Raw genomic sequence first — 15,810 nt, 5'->3', positions numbered from 1 at the left:
CCGTCCCCCCAAGTACTGGGGGAAGGTTAGCGTTCGAGCGGCGGCAGAGGTCCTGCTGTGTCACAGACCGTAGACGCGCACCGCCGTGCCCTCGAAGAGCGCCTCGGTCTCCGCTTCGCCGAGATCCGCGGTCAACTCCCGCCCGAGGGCATGGATGTCCGCGTAGCCGGCCACGAGAGTGCACACCGGCCAGTCGGAGCCGAACATCAGGCGGTCGGGGCCGAAGGTCTCCAGGGCGGTGTCCGTGTACGGGCGGAGGTCGGCGGTCGTCCAGGAGGCGGGGTCGGCTTCGGTGACCAGGCCCGAGAGTTTGGCGACGGTGTTGGGGAGGGCGGCCAGGATGTGCAGGGCCTTGGCCCAGGGTTCGTGTTCTCCCGAGGCGATGGGCGGCTTGCCCAAGTGGTCCAGCACGAAGGTCAGTTGGGGCAGTGAAGCTGCCGCCTTGGCGCAGGCGGGGAGTTGGTGGGGCAGGACCACGAGGTCGTAGACCAGGCCCGCTGCGGCCACGGCGGCCAGGCCGCGCTGTACGTCGGCCCGTAGCAGCCACCGCGGGTCGGGCTCGGCCTGGACCTGGTGGCGGATGCCCTTCAGGAAGGGGCCGCCGGGGAGTTCGCGCAGGCGGGCCAGTTCCTCGGCGATGTCGGGGCGGGTGAGGTCGGTCCAGCCGACCACGCCCGCGACGAGGTCGTGTCCTGCTGCCAGGGCCAGGAACTCGGGGGTCTCCTCGGGGACGGTGATCGTCTGGACGAGGACGGTGCGGTCCACTCCGGCCGCCCGCGCCTCGGGTTCCAGGTCGGCGAGGGTGAAGTTCCGTCTCAGCGGCTGGAGTCCGGGGCCGTTGATCCAGTCCTGGTCGCGGACCGACAGGTCCCAGACGTGGTGGTGGGCGTCGACGGTCACGGCAGCTCCCAGACGACGGGCAGGGAGTCGTCCGCGCCGGCCCGCGAGTAGTCGTGCACGACGTCGAGCAGCTCGGCCATACGGGCCTGCCAGGCGACGTTGACCGGCAGCTGTTCCAGTGCGGCGAGGAGGCGGCCGTAGTCCTCGCACTCCAGGAGGTGGAAGAGGTCAGTGCCGCTGCGCCAAATGGTCCAGGAGGTGGCTCCGGCGGCGCGGATGGCGTCGGTCAGTGCCTTCGGGACCTCGCGGTGGGCCGCCTCGTAGTCGTCGATGCGGTGGGCGCGCACCTTGGTGTGCAGGGCGACTCTCATGACGGCTCCTCGGGGGGCAGCAGACCGGTGTCGCGCAGTTCCCGCCAGAAGGCGGCCGGGACCGGGGTGGCGAACTGCTCGGCGCAGTCGCGCACTTCGGCGGCGGAGCGGGCCCCGGCCAGGACGCTCGCGACGGCCGGGTGGGCGGCGCAGTAGGCCAGGGCGGCCGCGCGCAGGGTGATGCCGTGCCGGGCGGCGACCGCCTTCATGCGGAGGGCTCGGTCCAGCAACTCTTCTGGCGCACGGGTGTAGTTGTACGTCGACTCGGGCTTCGGATCCGCGAGCAGGCCCGAGTTGAAGGCGCCGCCGATGACGACCGCCACGCCCCGCGCGGCGGCCTCGGGCAGCAGCTCGGTAGCCGCGCTCTGGTCGAGCAGGGTGTACCGGCCCGCGCAGAGCACCACGTCCACGTCCGTGTCGCGGACGAAGCGGGTGAGCATCTCCGTCTGGTTCATGCCCGCGCCGATCGCGCCCACGACACCCTCCGAGCGGAGCTTCTCCAGGGCGGGGTAACCCTCGCGGAAGGCCTGCTCGGCGTGGTCGTCGGGGTCGTGGAGGTAGACGACGTCCACCCGGTCGAGGCCGAGCCGGTCCAGGCTTGCCTCCAGCGTGCGGCGGACGCCGTCGGCGCTGAAGTCCCAGACGCGACGGTGGTCGGCGGGGACGGCGAAGCCGTTCGCCAGGTCGTCCCCGGTGCCGTCGGCGGGTTCCAGGCGGCGGCCGACCTTCGTGGAGACCGTGTACGCGGCACGGTCGTACGCCCGCAGGGCCGCGCCCAGGCGCCGTTCCGACAGACCGAGGCCGTAGTGCGGCGCGGTGTCGAAGTACCGGATGCCCCGCTCCCAGGCGGCCCGCACCGCCTCGTACGCCTGCTCGTCGTCCATCGGGGTGTACAGGTTGCCGATCCCGGCGGCGCCGAAGCCCAGCGGGCCGACCTCGACGCCGCTGCGGCCCAGGCGGTTCACCGGCCCGCCGGGCGCAGCCTGAGGCCCTGCATGCCGCCGTCGACGGCGAGGGCGGTGCCGGTGGTGGCGCCGGAGAGGGGGCCGGCCAAGTAGGCGATGGCGCCCGCGACCTCGGCCGGCGAGACGAGGCGGCCGGTGGGCTGGCGGGCCTCCAGGGCGGCGCGCTCGGCGGCGGGGTCGGGGGCCGCGTCCAGCAGGCGGCCGACCCACGGGGTGTCCACCGTGCCGGGGTTGACGCAGTTGACACGGATGCCCTCGCGGACGTGGTCGGCGGCCATCGCCAGGGTCAGGGAGTACACGGCGCCCTTGGTGGCGCTGTAGAGGGCGCGCTGCGGAAGGCCGGCCGTGGCGGCGATGGAGCAGGTGTTGACGATCGCGGCGTGCCGGGAGCGGCGCAGGTGCGGGAGGGCGGCGCGGGCGGCGCGGACCATGCCGAGGACGTTGACGTCGAAGACGCGCCGCCACTCCTCGTCGTCGTTGTCCTCGACGGTGCCCCGGGCGCCGATGCCGGCGTTGTTGACCAGGACGTCGAGGCCGCCGAGGGCTTCGGCGGCCTGTGCCACGGCGGTACGCACCGAGGTGTCGTCGGTGACGTCCGCCCGGTAGGCCAGGAGGGGCTTGTCCACCGCGGACGGGTCGAGGTCGAGCACCGCGACCTGGGCGCCGCGTGCGGCGAGCAGGTCGGCGGTAGCCCGGCCGATCCCGGAGGCGCCGCCGGTGACCAGGGCCCTGAGGCCCGCGAAGTCGCTCATGCCGCCTGTCCCTTCTGGGTGTCGGGGTCGGCGGCCCAGAAGGTGCCACCGGGGTAGGTGTACCGGGCGATCGACTCCGGGCGCATGGCCGCCGAGAAGCCGGGCGTGGTGGGGGCCGTGTAGTGGCCGTCGCGGATCACCACGGGGGTGAGGAAGTGCTCGTGGAGGTGGTCGACGTACTCGATGACCCGGTCCTCGGTGGTGCCGGAGACCGCCAGGTAGTCGAACATCGACAGGTGCTGGACGAGTTCGCACAGGCCGACCCCGCCGGCGTGCGGGCAGACGGGGACGCCGAACTTGGCGGCGAGCAGCAGGATGGCGAGGTTCTCGTTGACGCCGCCGACGCGGGCGGCGTCGATCTGCACGATGTCGAGGGCGCCGGCCTGGAGCATCTGCTTGAAGACGATCCGGTTCTGGACGTGCTCGCCGGTGGCGACCTTGACAGGTGTCACCGCGCGGCGGATCGCCGCGTGGCCGAGGACGTCGTCGGGGCTGGTGGGCTCCTCGATCCAGTACGGGTCGAACTCGGCGAGCGCCTTGGTCCAGGCGATGGCCTCGTCCACGTTCCATCGCTGGTTGGCGTCGACGGCGAGGCGGACGTCCGGACCGACGACGGCGCGGGCGACCCGGCAGCGCCGTACGTCGTCCGCCAGGTCGGCGCCCACCTTGAGCTTGATCTGCCGGAAGCCGTCGGCGACGGCCTGGGCGGCGAGCCGGGTGAGCTTGTCGTCGTCGTAGCCGAGCCAGCCCGGGGAGGTCGTGTAGGCGGGGAAGCCGCGCTCCAGCAGCCGGGCCCGGCGGTCACCGGCGCCCTCCCTGCCGCGTCTGAGCAGGTCGAGGGCCTCCTCGGGGGTGAGCGCGTCGGTGATGTAGCGGAAGTCGATCTGGCGGACCAGCCACTCCGGTTCGGCGTCGGCGAGCAGCTGCCACAGCGGCTTGCCCGCCCGCCGGGCGGCGAGGTCCCAGACGGCGTTGACGACGGCCCCGATCGCCATGTGCATCACGCCCTTCTCGGGGCCGAGCCAGCGCAGCTGGCTGTCGGCGATCAGGTCCCGGAAGAGCGAGCCGGGGTCGGCGCACAGCTCCTCGACCGGGCGGCCGAGCACATGGCCCCGCAGCGCGTCGATCGCGGCGACCTGGACGTCGTTGCCCCGCCCGATGGTGAAGGTGAACCCGTGCCCCTCGTACCCGTCGGCGGCGTCCGTGCGCAGGACGACGTAGGCCGCCGAGTAGTCGGGGTCCGGGTTCATCGCGTCGGAGCCGTCCAGCTCGCGCGAGGTGGGGAAACGGATGTCGTGGGTGTCGACCGCGATGATGCGGGCGGGGGCCTCGGGCACTGAAGTCCTTTCGGTCGGGGGACGGTGGGGGCGGGGAGTCAGTCCTGGGCCCGGCCCGTCGTCACGCGGGCGATCATGAGGGCGACGAGGATGATCCCGCCGTAGATGGCCTGGATCCAGAACGACGGCACCTGCGCGAGGGTCAGCAGGTTCTGTACGACGCCCAGCAGGAGGACGCCGGTGAGCGCACCGGCCATGGTGCCCTTGCCGCCGTCCAGGCTGATGCCGCCGATCACGGCCGCCGCGAATACCGTGAAGATCATGTTGTTGCCCTGGTTGGCGCTGATCGCGCCGACATAGCCGGTCTGCAGGAGGCCGCCGACGGAGGCGAGGACTCCGGCGACGACGAACACCCCGAGCATCACGCGCTCGACGCGGATGCCGGCCGCGCGGGCCGCGTCCGCGTTGCCGCCGATGGCGTACAGGGCGCGGCCGACGCGGTGGTAGCGCAGGACGAGCCCGGTGACCGCGAAGGCGAGCGCCGCCAGCCACACGGACATCGGGACGCGCAGGAACGTCGTGGTGGCGAGGGTGAAGAACGCGTCGGGCATCCCGAACAGCGTCTTGCCCTTGGTGGCGCCGACCAGCAGTCCGCGCAGGATGATCAGCATCGCCAGGGTGACGATGAATGCGTTGAGCTTGAACTTCACCACCAGAATGCCGTTGAGGGCGCCGATCGCCGCGCCGACGACGAGGATCGCGACCAGGGCGAGCGCGGTGGGCCACTCGGTGCCCCAGCCGGACTGGGCGGCGGGCAGGACGAGCAGGGCGCCCACGGCGGGTGCGATGCCGACGACCGATTCGAGCGACAGGTCGAACTTGCCGGTGATCAGGACGAGCGACTCGGCGAGCACCACCATGGCGAGGGCCGCGGAGGCGCCGAGGATCGAGATGATGTTGCGCTCGGTGAGGAAGGAGTCGTTGACGAACGCGCCCAGCACCATCAGCAGCAACAGCGCGGGAACCAGGGCGAGTTCACGGGCCCGGCGGAGCAGGACGGCCTTGGCCGAACGGGCGCCGTGCACCGGGACGGGCGTGAGCGGCGGGACCTCGGTGTCAGCCATGGTCGATCCGTCCGCCATGGTCGATCCGTCAGCCATGGTCCACTCCTTCGATGGAGGCGATCAGCTCGTGGTCGTGCCAGCCCGCCGGGTGCTCCGCGACGATCCGGCCGTGGAAGAGGACGAGGACACGGTCGCAGCGCCGCAGGTCGTCGAGTTCGTCGGAGACGACGAGCACGGCGGTGCCGTCCTCGCGGGCGCTGTCCATCCGGGCCAGCAGCGACTCCTTGGACTTCACGTCGACGCCCGCGGTGGGGTTGATCAGGACGAGCAGCCGGGGGTCGGAGGCCAGGGCGCGGGCCATGACGACCTTCTGCGCGTTGCCGCCGGAGAGGTCGGAGACGGGCTGGTCGGGGCCCTCGGCGTGGATGTCGAGGCGTGCGATGAGGTCGGTGGCGACGGCGCGTCGGCGCTGGGTGCCGACGAAGCCGTAGCGGCCCAGGCGGCCGAGGACGCTCAGGGTGGCGTTGTCGCCGATGCTCATCCCGGTCACGAGGCCCTGTTCGTGCCGGTCCCGGGGCACGCAGCCGACACCGGCCCCGAGTGCTGCCTGGACGTCTCCGAACGGAAGTCGGCGGCCGTCGAGCCGGGCCGTGCCGCTCGTCGGGGTGTGCAGTCCGGCGAGGGACTCGGCCAGCTCGATCTTCCCGCTGCCGCTGGAGCCGGCGAGTCCGACGACCTCGCCGTGGCGGACGGTGAGGTCGATGTCCCGGTACGACTCCGACGACAGCCCGCGCGCTTCCAGGGCGACCGGCGCGTCGTCGGCCACCGTGTCCCGCACGGTCGCCGCCTGCTCGGCGACCGTCTCCCCCGCCATGGCCTCCACCAGGGCCGCGCGGGGCAGTTCGGCGACCGGGGCGGTGGTGATCCAGCGGGCGTCGCGCAGGACGGTCACCGTCTGGCAGACCTCGTACACCTCCTGGAGATGGTGCGAGATGAACAGGAAGGTGACCCCGGAGTCCTGCAGGGCGCGCATCCGGCTGAACAGCCGCTCGATCTCCCGGTTGTCGAGCTGGGCGGTCGGCTCGTCCAGGACGATGAACCGCGCGCCGAAGCTCAACGCCCGGGCGATCTCCACCATTTGGCGGTCCTCGACCTTGAGGTCGGCGGTGCGGACCTCGGGGTCGACGTGCACGTCCCAGGTGGCGAGCAGGTCGGCGGCTTCACGCCTGAGCCGACGCCAGCTGATGAAACCCCGCTGGAGCGGCTGCCGGTTGATGAACAGGTTCTCGGCGACCGTCAACTCCGGTACGACCGTGGGCTTCTGGTACACGCAGGCGACCTTGCGGCGCCAGGCGTCCCGGTCGGCGAGCGCGGGTGCGGGTTCGCCGTCGAAGCGTACGGTGCCCTCGTCCGGGGCCTGGAGTCCGGTGAGGACGTTGACCAGCGTGGACTTGCCCGCGCCGTTGCGGCCGACGAGGGCGTGGGACTCGCCGGGGAGCACGGTGAGCCGGCCGTCGGCGAGGGCGACCGTGGGGCCGTACCGCTTGACGATGCCCTCGGCTTCAACGAGAGGTGCGCTCATTTGACCGTGTTGCCCCAGAGCTTGGGGTCGTCGACGTTGGTCTTGGTGACCAGGGGCGCGGGCAGTTGGTCCTCCAGGATGCCGCTGGGCAGTTTCACGATGGTCGAGTCGTGGTCGGTGGGACCGGGCTTGAACGTCTTCCCCGCCATCGCCGCCTTGACGTAGTACATGCCGTACCGGGCGTAGGCGTCGGCGGGCTGGGAGACGGTGGCGTCGATCTCGCCCTTGCGGATGGCGTCGAACTCCTGCGGGATGCCGTCGTTGGAGACGATGACGATGTGGCCCTTCTGGCCGGCCGTCTTCAGCATGCTCTTCGACTTCAGGGTCTGCAGCGTCGGCGCGAGGTACACACCGCCGGCCTGCATGTAGATGCCCTTGAGGTCGGGGTTGGCGTTCAGCAGCGTGTCCAGCTTGGCCGCAGCGGTGTCGGACTCCCATTTCGCCGGGATCTCCAGCACCTTGAGCTTCGGGTACTTCTTCTTCACGCAGGCCCGGAAGGCCTCGGAGCGGTCGCGGCCGTTGACCGAGGCGAGGTCGCCCATGATCTGCACGACCTTGCCGCTGCTGACGTGCTGCCCGAGGTAGTCGCAGGCCTTCTCGCCATAGGCAACGTTGTCCGCGCGCACCACCATGGCGACCTTGCCCTTGTCGGGCGCGACGTCCACGGCGACGACCGGCACGCCCTTGCGTTCGGCCTGGTCGAGTCCGGCCTGGATGGCGGCGCTGTCCAGGGGCGCGACCACCAGTCCCTTCACACCCTGGTTCAGCTCGTTGTTGATGTCGGTGATCTGCTGCGAGGGGTCGCTGTTGGAGTTGACCGTCTTCAGTGCGTCGACGCCCTCGGACGTGGCCATCTTGGGCACGTAGTCGTTGTACGACTGCCAGAACGGCGAGGTCAGCAGGGGCAGGATCACCCCGACCTTGCCCGTGCCGCCCCCGCCCGCGGCACCGGAGGCGCCGGTGTCCTTGGTGCTGCCGCACGCGGTGAGCAGCAGTGAGGCGCAGGCGGCCAGGGCCGCCACGCCGGTGATCCGTGACCTGTTCTGCTTCCTCGCTGTTCTGACAGGCATCTCGCGGCTCCTCGTCGAGGGTGTTCGAGCAGATGCCTGGATATTTATCAGACCACTCCGGCGCCAGAACACCCTCCGGCGCCAAATTTCCCGCTCTTCGATGCATAGTGGTCCGACCACTCCGCTGGTTAGACTGCGACGCACCCAGCGACGGGAGGAACGGCGTGGACGGCGTGGACGACGAAGCCCCGCAGAAGGGCACGGTGACCCAGCGCGCCATCGAGCGGATCAAGTCGATGATCGCCGAGGGCCGCCTGGAGCCCGGCCAGCGCCTGCCCACCGAGCGCGACCTGGCGGCCCAACTGGGCATCTCCCGCAGCTCGATGCGCGAGGCGATCCGCGCGCTGACGGTGCTGGGCGTCCTGGAGGCCCGGCACGGTTCCGGTATCTACGTCACCGCGCTGGAGGCCGGCGACCTGCTGGAGACCTTCGGCGTGGTCGCGGACCTGTCCCGGGGCCCACGGCTGGTGGAACTCCTGGAGGTGCGCCGGATCCTGGAGTCCACCGCGACCGCGCTCGCCGCGGCCCGCATCACCGACGACCAGCTCGCCGAAGTGGAGAAACATCTGGCGGCCATGAACGCCACCGACGACCCCGAGGAGATCCTCGCCCACGACCTGGCCTTCCACCGGGAGATCGCGGCCGCCGCGGGCAACGAGACGATGGCGGCCATCCTGGAGGGCCTGTCCTCCCGCACCTTCCGCGCCCGCGTCTGGCGCGGCTACCAGGAGGAGGGCGCCTTCACCCGCACCCGCCGCGAACACACCGCCATCCACCGGGCCCTGGCGGCCCGCGACCCGGAGGCGGCACGCGCGGCGGCGGCCGCGCATGTGGGAGAGGTGGAGGAGTGGTTGCGGGCGCAGCTCGGCTAGCCGGAGTCGTCGCCGCAGTCAGGTGCGTCATGAACCTCGGCGCCGTGCTTGCCCGCCACGTAGGTCGTGCCGTCGACCGGGGGAACTCCGTGCCCGATCGGATTCAGCGCCACTTCGGTTCGCTGCCACGCCTTGCCGTTCCGGTCCCGGAAGTCCAGCTCGGGGTCGCCCGGCATGAGGGCCCCGGGTTTGACGACACTGGTCACCGGGATGACGAAGTCCTGGCAGGGTGCCAGAGAGTCCCACGTCATCAGGACCGGTCCGGTCAGCGGCGCGCCTCCGCGGAAGGAGACCTCCGTGACGGGGTCCGGCGACCTGTTCATCACATGGAATCGCCGGTCCCCGCTCTCCGTGTCGACCCAGAACGAGACGCGCGCGGCCTGTGCGCGTTCGGCCCGGTCGGCGGCCTGCCGGGACTCCTGTAACTGATCGCCGGAGACCGCGGCGCTGTAGTAGGTGGCGACGGCGGTGAAGACGAGGCCCCCGATGGCCGCGAGCGCGCCGATCACGGTCCCCACGTGTGCCCACGGGATCCGCTGCCACACGGTCCGCGGTTCGTCCCGCGACCGAACCCGTGCCCGTATCCGGTCCGGCGTGACCCGTTGCCGCGCCAGGCGCAGCCGGACATGTCTGTGCGTGCGGTTCGCCACGCGCCCCCCTGCCTCGTCCGGGACATGGCCCCGGTGTGATCAGTGCCTGTGCAGCCTCAGGGTCATCAGCTCGAAAGGGCGCAGCCGTACGGCGATTCGCTCGCCGTCCCTCGCCGGCGGCTCCCCCTCCCCGCCCGGCCGTTCCAGCAGGTCCGTCACGGTGACGTCGGTGAACGGGAATCCGGCGGTCAGAATCGCCCGGGCCCGGGCTCCATGGGCCTCGTGGAAGCGGACCACCACGTCGCCGCTGCCGTCGTCGGCCAGCTTCACGGCCGTGAGGACGACCGCCTCGTTGTCCGTGGTGACCAGCGGGGCGACCTCGCCGGCACCGGTCGTGCGCCGCTCGGGCAGGTTGATCCGCCAGCCCTCGCGGACCGCGTCGGCGATCCGGGCGCCGGGGATCAGGGCGTGCCGGAAGCGGTGGGCTCCCTGGTCGGTCTCGGGGTCGGGGAAGCGCGGGGCGCGCAGGAGGGAGACCCGCACCGTGGTGGTCGTACCGCGGTCGCCGTCGGTGCGGACCGTGCGGGTCACGTCGTGGCCGTACGTCGAGTCGTTGACGACGGCGACACCCCAGTCCGGTTCCGTGAGATGGACGAAGCGGTGGTTGCAGGCCTCGAACTTGGCCGCCTCCCAGGAGGTGTTGGTGTGGGTGGGGCGGTGGAAGTGCCCGAACTGGGTTTCCGACGCGTACCGTTCGGCGTGCAGGTCGAGCGGGAAGGCCAGCTTCAGGAACTTCTCCGTCTCGTGCCAGTCGACCTCCGTGTCCAGCACCAGGCGCCGCTCCCCCGCCGGCAGCGTCAGCACCTGGGTGACGCGGGAGGCACCGAAGGACCGTACGACCCGTACCGAGTCGCCGTCCTCGCCCGCCGTCACCGAGTCGGTGTCCGTGAGGTCCGTGACCGTGTTCCGGTAGAACTCGTCCACGTCCCAGGCGTCCCACATGTTGGGGAAGTCGGGGTGGAGCTGGAGGAGGTTCGCGGTGGTGCCGGGGGCGATCGTCTCGCGGTCGGCCTCGATGTCGTAGGCGGAGACGACCAGGCCCCGGGCGTCGATCTCGATGCGCAGCAGGCCGTTGTCCAGGACGTGGCCGCCCTCCGGGCGTGGGGCATGCGTGGTCGCGCCCTGTGTCCGTGGTGTCGCCGCTCCGCCGGCCGGGACGCCGGCGCGCGCGTGCGGGGCGGCGTTGAACACCAGGGGCGTCTCCCCCTCGCCCGCGAGCGCGCGCTGCGCGGCCTCGATGACGCCGTTCAGCTCGGCGGCGATCCGCTCGTACGTCGCCCGGGCCTCCCGGTGCACCCAGGCGATGGACGAGCCGGGCAGGATGTCGTGGAACTGGTGCAGCAGGACCGTCTTCCAGATCCGGTCCAACTCCGCGTAGGGGTAGGGGAATCCGGTGCGTACGGCGGCGGTGGCCGCCCAGAGTTCGGCCTCGCGCAGGAGGTGTTCGCTGCGGCGGTTGCCCTGCTTGGTCCTCGCCTGGCTGGTGAGGGTGGCGCGGTGCAGTTCGAGGTACAACTCGCCGACCCAGACGGCGGGTTCGGGGTATTCGGCCTCGGCCTTCTCGAAGAACGCCCTCGGTGTCTCCCAGACGACGGTCGCGGAGCCTTCGAGGTCGCGCAGCCGGGCCGCCTTGGCGACCATCTCGCGGGTCGTGCCGCCGCCTCCGTCGCCCCAGCCGCTGGGCGCGAGCGAGTGCCGGGCCTTGCCCTTGTCCTTGAAGTTCCGTGCCGCGTGGGCGATTTCGCCGCCCCTCATCGAGCAGTTGTAGGTGTCGACGGGCGGGAAGTGGGTGAAGATCCGGGTGCCGTCGATGCCCTCCCACTGGAAGGTGTGGTGCGGGAACTTGTTGGTCTGCGACCACGAGATCTTCTGCGTCAGCAGCCACTTGGAGCCGGCGGCCTTGATGATCTGCGGCAGCCCGGCGGCGAAGCCGAAGGTGTCGGGCAGCCAGGCCTCCTCGTTCTCGATGCCGAACTCGTCGAGGAAGAACCGCTTGCCGTGCACGAACTGTCGGGCCATCGCCTCCGAGCCGGGCATGTTGGTGTCCGACTCGACCCACATCCCGCCCGCCGGTACGAACCGCCCCTCCGCCACGGCCTTCTTCACCCGCGCCCACACCTCGGGCCGGTGCTCCTTCACCCAGGCCCACTGCTGCGCCTGCGACATGGCGAAGACGAACTCCGGCTCGTCCTCGATGAGCGCGGTCATGTTGGACGTCGTACGGGCCACCTTGCGCACGGTCTCGCGCAGCGGCCACAGCCAGGCGGAGTCGATGTGCGCGTGCCCGACCGCGCTGATCCGGTGGGCGGACGGGACGGCCGGTGCGGACAGGACACCGGTCAGCTGTGCGCGGGCCCGGTCCGCCGTGCCGCCCACGTCCTGCAGGTCGACGGCGTCCAGGGCCCGGTCGACGGCGCGCAGGATGTCCCAGCGGCGCGCGGAGTCCACCGGCAGCTCGGCCATCAGCTCGCCCAGCACCTCCAGGTCCAGCACCAGCTGCCACACGGTCTCGTCGAAGACGGCGAGGTCCATGCGGGTGAGCGTGTACTGCGGCTCGTGCCCGGCGGTGGCCTTGTCGCCGAGCCGGGTGGGCCGGAAGGGGTGGTAGTCGAGGATGACCGGGTTGGAGGCGGCCTCGATGTGCAGGCGCACCTCCTCCCCGCCCGCGACCGGCGCGCCGATGCGCACCCACTGGTTGCGCGGGTTGAGGCCCTTCACCGGGGTGCCGTCGGGCCGGTAGACCAGGCCCTCGCACTGGAAGCCGGGCATGTTCTCGTCGAAGCCCAGGTCGAGCAGGGCCTCGACGGTCCGGCCCGCCCAGGCCTCGGGCACGGTCCCGGTCACCCGGAACCAGCTGGTGCCCCACGGAGCACCCCACCGGGCGCCCACCTCGATCGGCTCGGGCTCGGCCGCCAGTCCCTCCGCGACCGGCACCGGCTCGCCCGGCGCGTGCCAGACCGCGACCTCGAGCGGCAGGGACTCGGGGTACACGGCGGGACGGATGCGTTCGTCGAGGACGCGCCGGAGGCGGGCTTCGACCAGGTTGCGGTCGTCATGCATGCGGGGTGCTCCCTGCTGGGTTCCGGGTGATTACCAGGTGTGGGTGACGGTCACGGGAGTCGAGGCGTTGTAGAGCTCCCCCACCGAGCGCACTTCGAATCGTGCGGCGGTCTCTCCCGGTGCGGGTTGCAGGCCGGCTACGAAGTAGGCGCGCTGGCAGGTACCGCCGAGGAAGCGGCGGGTGCCGTCGGGCAGGACGCGGTGGAGTTCGTAGTGGCGCACGGGGGCGGGCGCGGCGGTCCAGGCGAAGCGCAGGTCACCTCCGGAAGCGGCCGTGACGCGCAGGTCGGAGGGGGCTGCGGGGGCCGGGGCCGTGTCGCGTACGGCGAGGCCGCCCAGCCGCCAGCGCACGGCGCCGCCGTCGGATGCGGTGAGGCGGACGCCGAGGGCGTGGATCGTGCCGGACAGTCCGCTGAGCCGTACGGTCGAGGTCTGCCAGCTGTTGACCGAGTTCACAGGCAGATAGGTGTACGGCGGTGTCGCACCGGCGCCGCTCGGCTCGGCGGTGGCGACGGCCAGCTCGACGTTCACGCTCCCGGCATCGGTCCGATGCGTCAGCTCGACAACCGTGTCAACACCGATAGGCAGCCGCGTCGCGTACAGGTCCACCACCACTGGTTGATCCGGTTCACCAGCGACGAGCACACTGCTCCCGCCCCGCCAGGCGTCCGCGAAGTCGAAGGAGACGGCCGGCCGCTGCCCCGCCGTCCGCACGACCCACCGCCGCGACGGCAGCCGGTCCTGCAGCCCGAGGTGGTTCCAGGCCGCGTCCGAGGCGACGGCCCCGTCCTCGTACCACCGCAGCCCGTGCCCGGTGTTGAACACGCTCGCGAACGGCAGCGACGACACCGTCGACCGGTCCGCCACCGACACCGCCGGCGCCCGCCACGGGTCACTGGCGTCGGGCCGCGCCGGATCCAGCGACCGCCCGCTCCAGAACCGGTCGTCGGCTGCGTGGAAGTCCTCCGGGGTGCGCTGTCCGGCGGGCAGGTGGTTGCGGGTCCACTCGGGCCGGTAGAAGCCGATCGAGGTGATGTGCGCCTTCCCGGTCGGCACGATCGCGTCCCAGTTCACCGACGAGCCGGACCCGTTCGACTCGACGTCGACGCCCGCCCACAACTCGTAGCGGCTGCGGCCCAGTTGCCCCGCCTTGGTCCCCGAGGAGGCGAGGGTCGCCGCGCTCCACCGGAAGTCGACGAACATGTCGTCGGCGGCCTGGAAGAAGGCCTGGTTCTGGCTGTTCAGCGCGCCCTGCCAGCTGACCGTCCCGTTCACGGTCATCGCGTCGTACCAGGTCACCCGCTGCCCCTTGGCCGCCGCGAGCGCCTTCAGCTCCTTCACGAATCCGAGCATGGCGGTGCCGAGCGCGGTGTTCCCGCCGCCGGTCTCGGCGTTCACGAACCAGCCGTCGAAGCCGTACGCGGCCGCCACCGCGACGAGTTGCGCGGCGAGCGGATAGTGCCCGGACGAGTCCTTCTGGACGAGGTCGCGGGTCCACTGGAGCTGACCGCCGTAGGCGGTGGGCGGCAGGAAGATGTTGCCGAGGACGGGGACGCCGTGCCGGTGGGCCGCGTCGACGATCGGCGCGTTCGGCGCCAGGATCAGCCCCTCGCCCGAGGATCCGCCCCAGAACACCAGTTCGTCGAGGTAGGCCCAGTGGGTGAGGGCGTAGTAGTCGGCGGTGGCGGATCCCTGGGAGGGGTTGCTGGAGGTGGGCCCGAAGGAGACCAGGGACTGGATCCGGGCCTGCCCCGAGCGCGCGGTGGTGTTGGCCGGGGTCGGGGTGAAGCGGGCGGCGAGCGGCACGGACGCGGCGTTGAAGGCGAGGTCGGCGTCGTCGGCCGCACGCCAGGCCTTCAGGCTGCGCCAGGTGATGCCGGCGCCCGGGCTGCCGGAGGGAAAGGAGTCCGGGTACCAGTACGAGGCGTACGGCGGGGTGGCGGCGGCCTTGGGACGCGGGACCGCGAGGGCGGGCGTGGGCAGCAGGGCCGCTGCGGCGCCGGCGATGAGGACGGTGCGTCTGGTGGGGTTCACGAGCGGGTGCCTCCTTGTGGGATGGGGAGTACCTGGTCGGGAGTGACGACTTCGGTGATGGCGCGGGCGGCGAGGTGTTCCTTGTCGTGCGCGCGGGTGTCCAGGACGGTGGTCGGGCGGGCGCCGTCGGCGACGAGCCGGAAGAAGGCGTCGAAGACGGGGCCGCCGGGGGCGCAGCGGGAGCGGTGGGCCGGGTCGGCGGGCACGACGAGGGCGGTCGCGCGGGCGGAAGGGGGCTCATGGTGCGCACGAGCCGCGTCGGCCAGGACGCCGGCGGTGTCCTTGGGTCGCCGGTCGTTGGTGAACAGCCCGAGGCCGTATTCGAGTGCGGGGAAGTCGGCGAGTTCGCGGGAGACGTCGTACGAGCACCACCAGGTGATGCCCCAGAGGTCGGGGCAGTCCAGGACGTTCCGCACGGTCGCCTCGGTGAAGGCGGCGGCGTGCTCGGCGGGGACGAGGGGTGCGGGTGCGCCGACCTCCTGGAGCCAGACGGGCCGGTGCGGCTCCTCGGCCCAGGCCTTGCTCAGCTCGACCAGGTAGGCGGCGTGGTGCTCGGCGGGTACGGAGGTGCGGCCGTGGCGCTGGGCGGTGCCGTTGAACACCCAGGAGTGCACGGCGGTGACGGCGCCGAGGCGGGCCGAGTGGCCGGGGGTGAAGGGCTGGTCGTCCTGGTACCAGGCGGCGTCGTACGAGGCGTGCAGATGCGGCCGGTCCGGGGCGCCCTCGGTGCAGGCGGCGAGCAGCCGGGTGAGCCAGTGCTCGGCGTCCTCGGCCGTGATGCGGTCGGGGTCGGGGTGGGGTCCGGCGGCGAACTGGTTGACCTCGTTGCCGATGGTCATGCCGATGAAGTTGGGCCGGTCGGCGAGGGCGGCGGCGAGGGTGCGCAGGTAGGCGGCCTGGCCGTCGACCACGTCCGGGTCGGTGAAGAGGTTGCGCCGGTGCCAGGTGCGGGTCCAGGCGGGCAGGAAGTCGAAGCTGCTCAGGTGACCCTGCAGGCCGTCGACGTTGACGTCCAGACCGCGTTCGGCGGCCGCGTCGGCCAGTCGTACCAGGTCCTCCACGGCGCGCGGGCGGATCAGGGTGCGGTTCGGCTGGAAGTAGGGCCACAGCGGGAAGACGCGGATGTGGTCGAGGCCCAGGTCGGCGATCGCGTCGAGGTCGGCGCGTACGGAGTCGAGGTCGAAGTCGAGCCAGTGGTGGAACCACCCTTCGCTGGGCGTGTAGTTGACGCCGAAGCGCACGGCAGGGGGCATGCGGTGTCCTTGCTCCTTGC

The 15,810-nt window shown here is 71.8% G+C and carries 13 protein-coding genes; 1 reads left to right on the top strand and 12 read right to left on the bottom strand.

Annotation, left to right across the window (positions count from 1 at the left end):
- Nucleotides 1-60: 60 nt before the first annotated feature.
- Genes BEK98_RS39675 through BEK98_RS39640 form a run of 8 tightly spaced genes read right to left on the bottom strand, consistent with a single transcriptional unit; the run spans nt 61 to nt 7,921 of the window.
- Nucleotides 61-900: an amidohydrolase family protein gene (locus BEK98_RS39675; protein ID WP_094221635.1), complete on the bottom strand. Its 840-nt coding sequence runs from the start codon at nt 898-900 to the stop codon at nt 61-63.
- Entirely contained in the window at nt 897-1,211 is a 315-nt protein-coding gene (locus BEK98_RS39670) for an L-rhamnose mutarotase (protein WP_094221634.1), read from the bottom strand. Before BEK98_RS39670 ends, BEK98_RS39675 begins: the two co-directional genes overlap by 4 nt.
- Complete coding sequence (locus BEK98_RS39665; protein WP_094221633.1) at nt 1,208-2,176, bottom strand: aldo/keto reductase; 969 nt, start codon at nt 2,174-2,176, stop codon at nt 1,208-1,210. Before BEK98_RS39665 ends, BEK98_RS39670 begins: the two co-directional genes overlap by 4 nt.
- Entirely contained in the window at nt 2,173-2,928 is a 756-nt protein-coding gene (locus tag BEK98_RS39660) for an SDR family NAD(P)-dependent oxidoreductase (RefSeq protein WP_094221632.1), read from the bottom strand. Before BEK98_RS39660 ends, BEK98_RS39665 begins: the two co-directional genes overlap by 4 nt.
- Nucleotides 2,925-4,265: an L-fuconate dehydratase gene (locus tag BEK98_RS39655; protein ID WP_094221631.1), complete on the bottom strand. Its 1,341-nt coding sequence runs from the start codon at nt 4,263-4,265 to the stop codon at nt 2,925-2,927. The genes BEK98_RS39660 and BEK98_RS39655 overlap by 4 nt, the downstream gene beginning before the upstream one ends.
- 38 nt (nt 4,266-4,303) lie before the next feature.
- On the bottom strand, nt 4,304-5,329 hold the full coding sequence (locus tag BEK98_RS39650) for an ABC transporter permease (protein WP_094221657.1): 1,026 nt from the start codon (nt 5,327-5,329) through the stop codon (nt 4,304-4,306).
- A 28-nt stretch (nt 5,330-5,357) separates the two neighbouring features.
- Nucleotides 5,358-6,851: a sugar ABC transporter ATP-binding protein gene (locus BEK98_RS39645; RefSeq protein WP_094221630.1), complete on the bottom strand. Its 1,494-nt coding sequence runs from the start codon at nt 6,849-6,851 to the stop codon at nt 5,358-5,360.
- The gene (locus BEK98_RS39640) at nt 6,848-7,921 is read right to left on the bottom strand and encodes a sugar ABC transporter substrate-binding protein (RefSeq protein WP_094221629.1); all 1,074 of its coding nucleotides are present in this window, start codon (nt 7,919-7,921) and stop codon (nt 6,848-6,850) included. The genes BEK98_RS39645 and BEK98_RS39640 overlap by 4 nt, the downstream gene beginning before the upstream one ends.
- 173 nt (nt 7,922-8,094) lie before the next feature.
- Here BEK98_RS39640 and BEK98_RS39635 point away from each other — a divergent pair, with 173 nt between their 5' ends.
- Nucleotides 8,095-8,793 (top strand): FadR/GntR family transcriptional regulator, encoded by a 699-nt coding sequence (locus tag BEK98_RS39635; RefSeq protein WP_094221656.1) that lies wholly within the window; start codon nt 8,095-8,097, stop codon nt 8,791-8,793.
- On the opposite strand, the gene BEK98_RS39630 is transcribed toward BEK98_RS39635, so the two are convergent.
- The 4 genes from BEK98_RS39630 to BEK98_RS39615 all read right to left on the bottom strand — a co-directional run bounded on the left by BEK98_RS39630 (nt 8,790) and on the right by BEK98_RS39615 (nt 15,790).
- The gene (locus BEK98_RS39630) at nt 8,790-9,311 is read right to left on the bottom strand and encodes a hypothetical protein (RefSeq protein WP_143684221.1); all 522 of its coding nucleotides are present in this window, start codon (nt 9,309-9,311) and stop codon (nt 8,790-8,792) included. The two genes, BEK98_RS39635 and BEK98_RS39630, sit on opposite strands and share 4 nt — an antisense overlap.
- 171 nt (nt 9,312-9,482) lie before the next feature.
- A complete protein-coding gene (locus tag BEK98_RS39625) occupies nt 9,483-12,503 on the bottom strand; it encodes an alpha-mannosidase (protein ID WP_094221627.1) in 3,021 nt (1,006 codons plus the stop codon).
- 30 nt (nt 12,504-12,533) lie between these two features.
- On the bottom strand, nt 12,534-14,537 hold the full coding sequence (locus BEK98_RS39620) for an endo-beta-N-acetylglucosaminidase (RefSeq protein ID WP_094221626.1): 2,004 nt from the start codon (nt 14,535-14,537) through the stop codon (nt 12,534-12,536).
- Nucleotides 14,534-15,790, bottom strand: coding sequence for a glycoside hydrolase 5 family protein (locus tag BEK98_RS39615; protein WP_094221625.1), 1,257 nt, complete (start codon nt 15,788-15,790; stop codon nt 14,534-14,536). Before BEK98_RS39615 ends, BEK98_RS39620 begins: the two co-directional genes overlap by 4 nt.
- Nucleotides 15,791-15,810 lie beyond the last annotated feature (20 nt).

The sequence above is a fragment of the Streptomyces diastatochromogenes genome (assembly GCF_002242805.1).
Lineage (GTDB): Bacteria > Actinomycetota > Actinomycetes > Streptomycetales > Streptomycetaceae > Streptomyces > Streptomyces diastatochromogenes.
Note: the sequence above shows the minus strand (reverse complement) of the source record. Positions and strands in the feature narration are given on the sequence as shown.

Coding starts and splice junctions, on each gene's coding strand:
- BEK98_RS39645 (WP_094221630.1), bottom strand. CDS start 6,851: ATGAGCGCACCTCTCGTTGAAGCCGAGGGCATCGTCAAGCGGTACGGC.
- BEK98_RS39625 (WP_094221627.1), bottom strand. CDS start 12,503: ATGCATGACGACCGCAACCTGGTCGAAGCCCGCCTCCGGCGCGTCCTC.
- BEK98_RS39670 (WP_094221634.1), bottom strand. CDS start 1,211: ATGAGAGTCGCCCTGCACACCAAGGTGCGCGCCCACCGCATCGACGAC.
- BEK98_RS39650 (WP_094221657.1), bottom strand. CDS start 5,329: ATGGCTGACACCGAGGTCCCGCCGCTCACGCCCGTCCCGGTGCACGGC.
- BEK98_RS39660 (WP_094221632.1), bottom strand. CDS start 2,928: ATGAGCGACTTCGCGGGCCTCAGGGCCCTGGTCACCGGCGGCGCCTCC.
- BEK98_RS39615 (WP_094221625.1), bottom strand. CDS start 15,790: ATGCCCCCTGCCGTGCGCTTCGGCGTCAACTACACGCCCAGCGAAGGG.
- BEK98_RS39640 (WP_094221629.1), bottom strand. CDS start 7,921: ATGCCTGTCAGAACAGCGAGGAAGCAGAACAGGTCACGGATCACCGGC.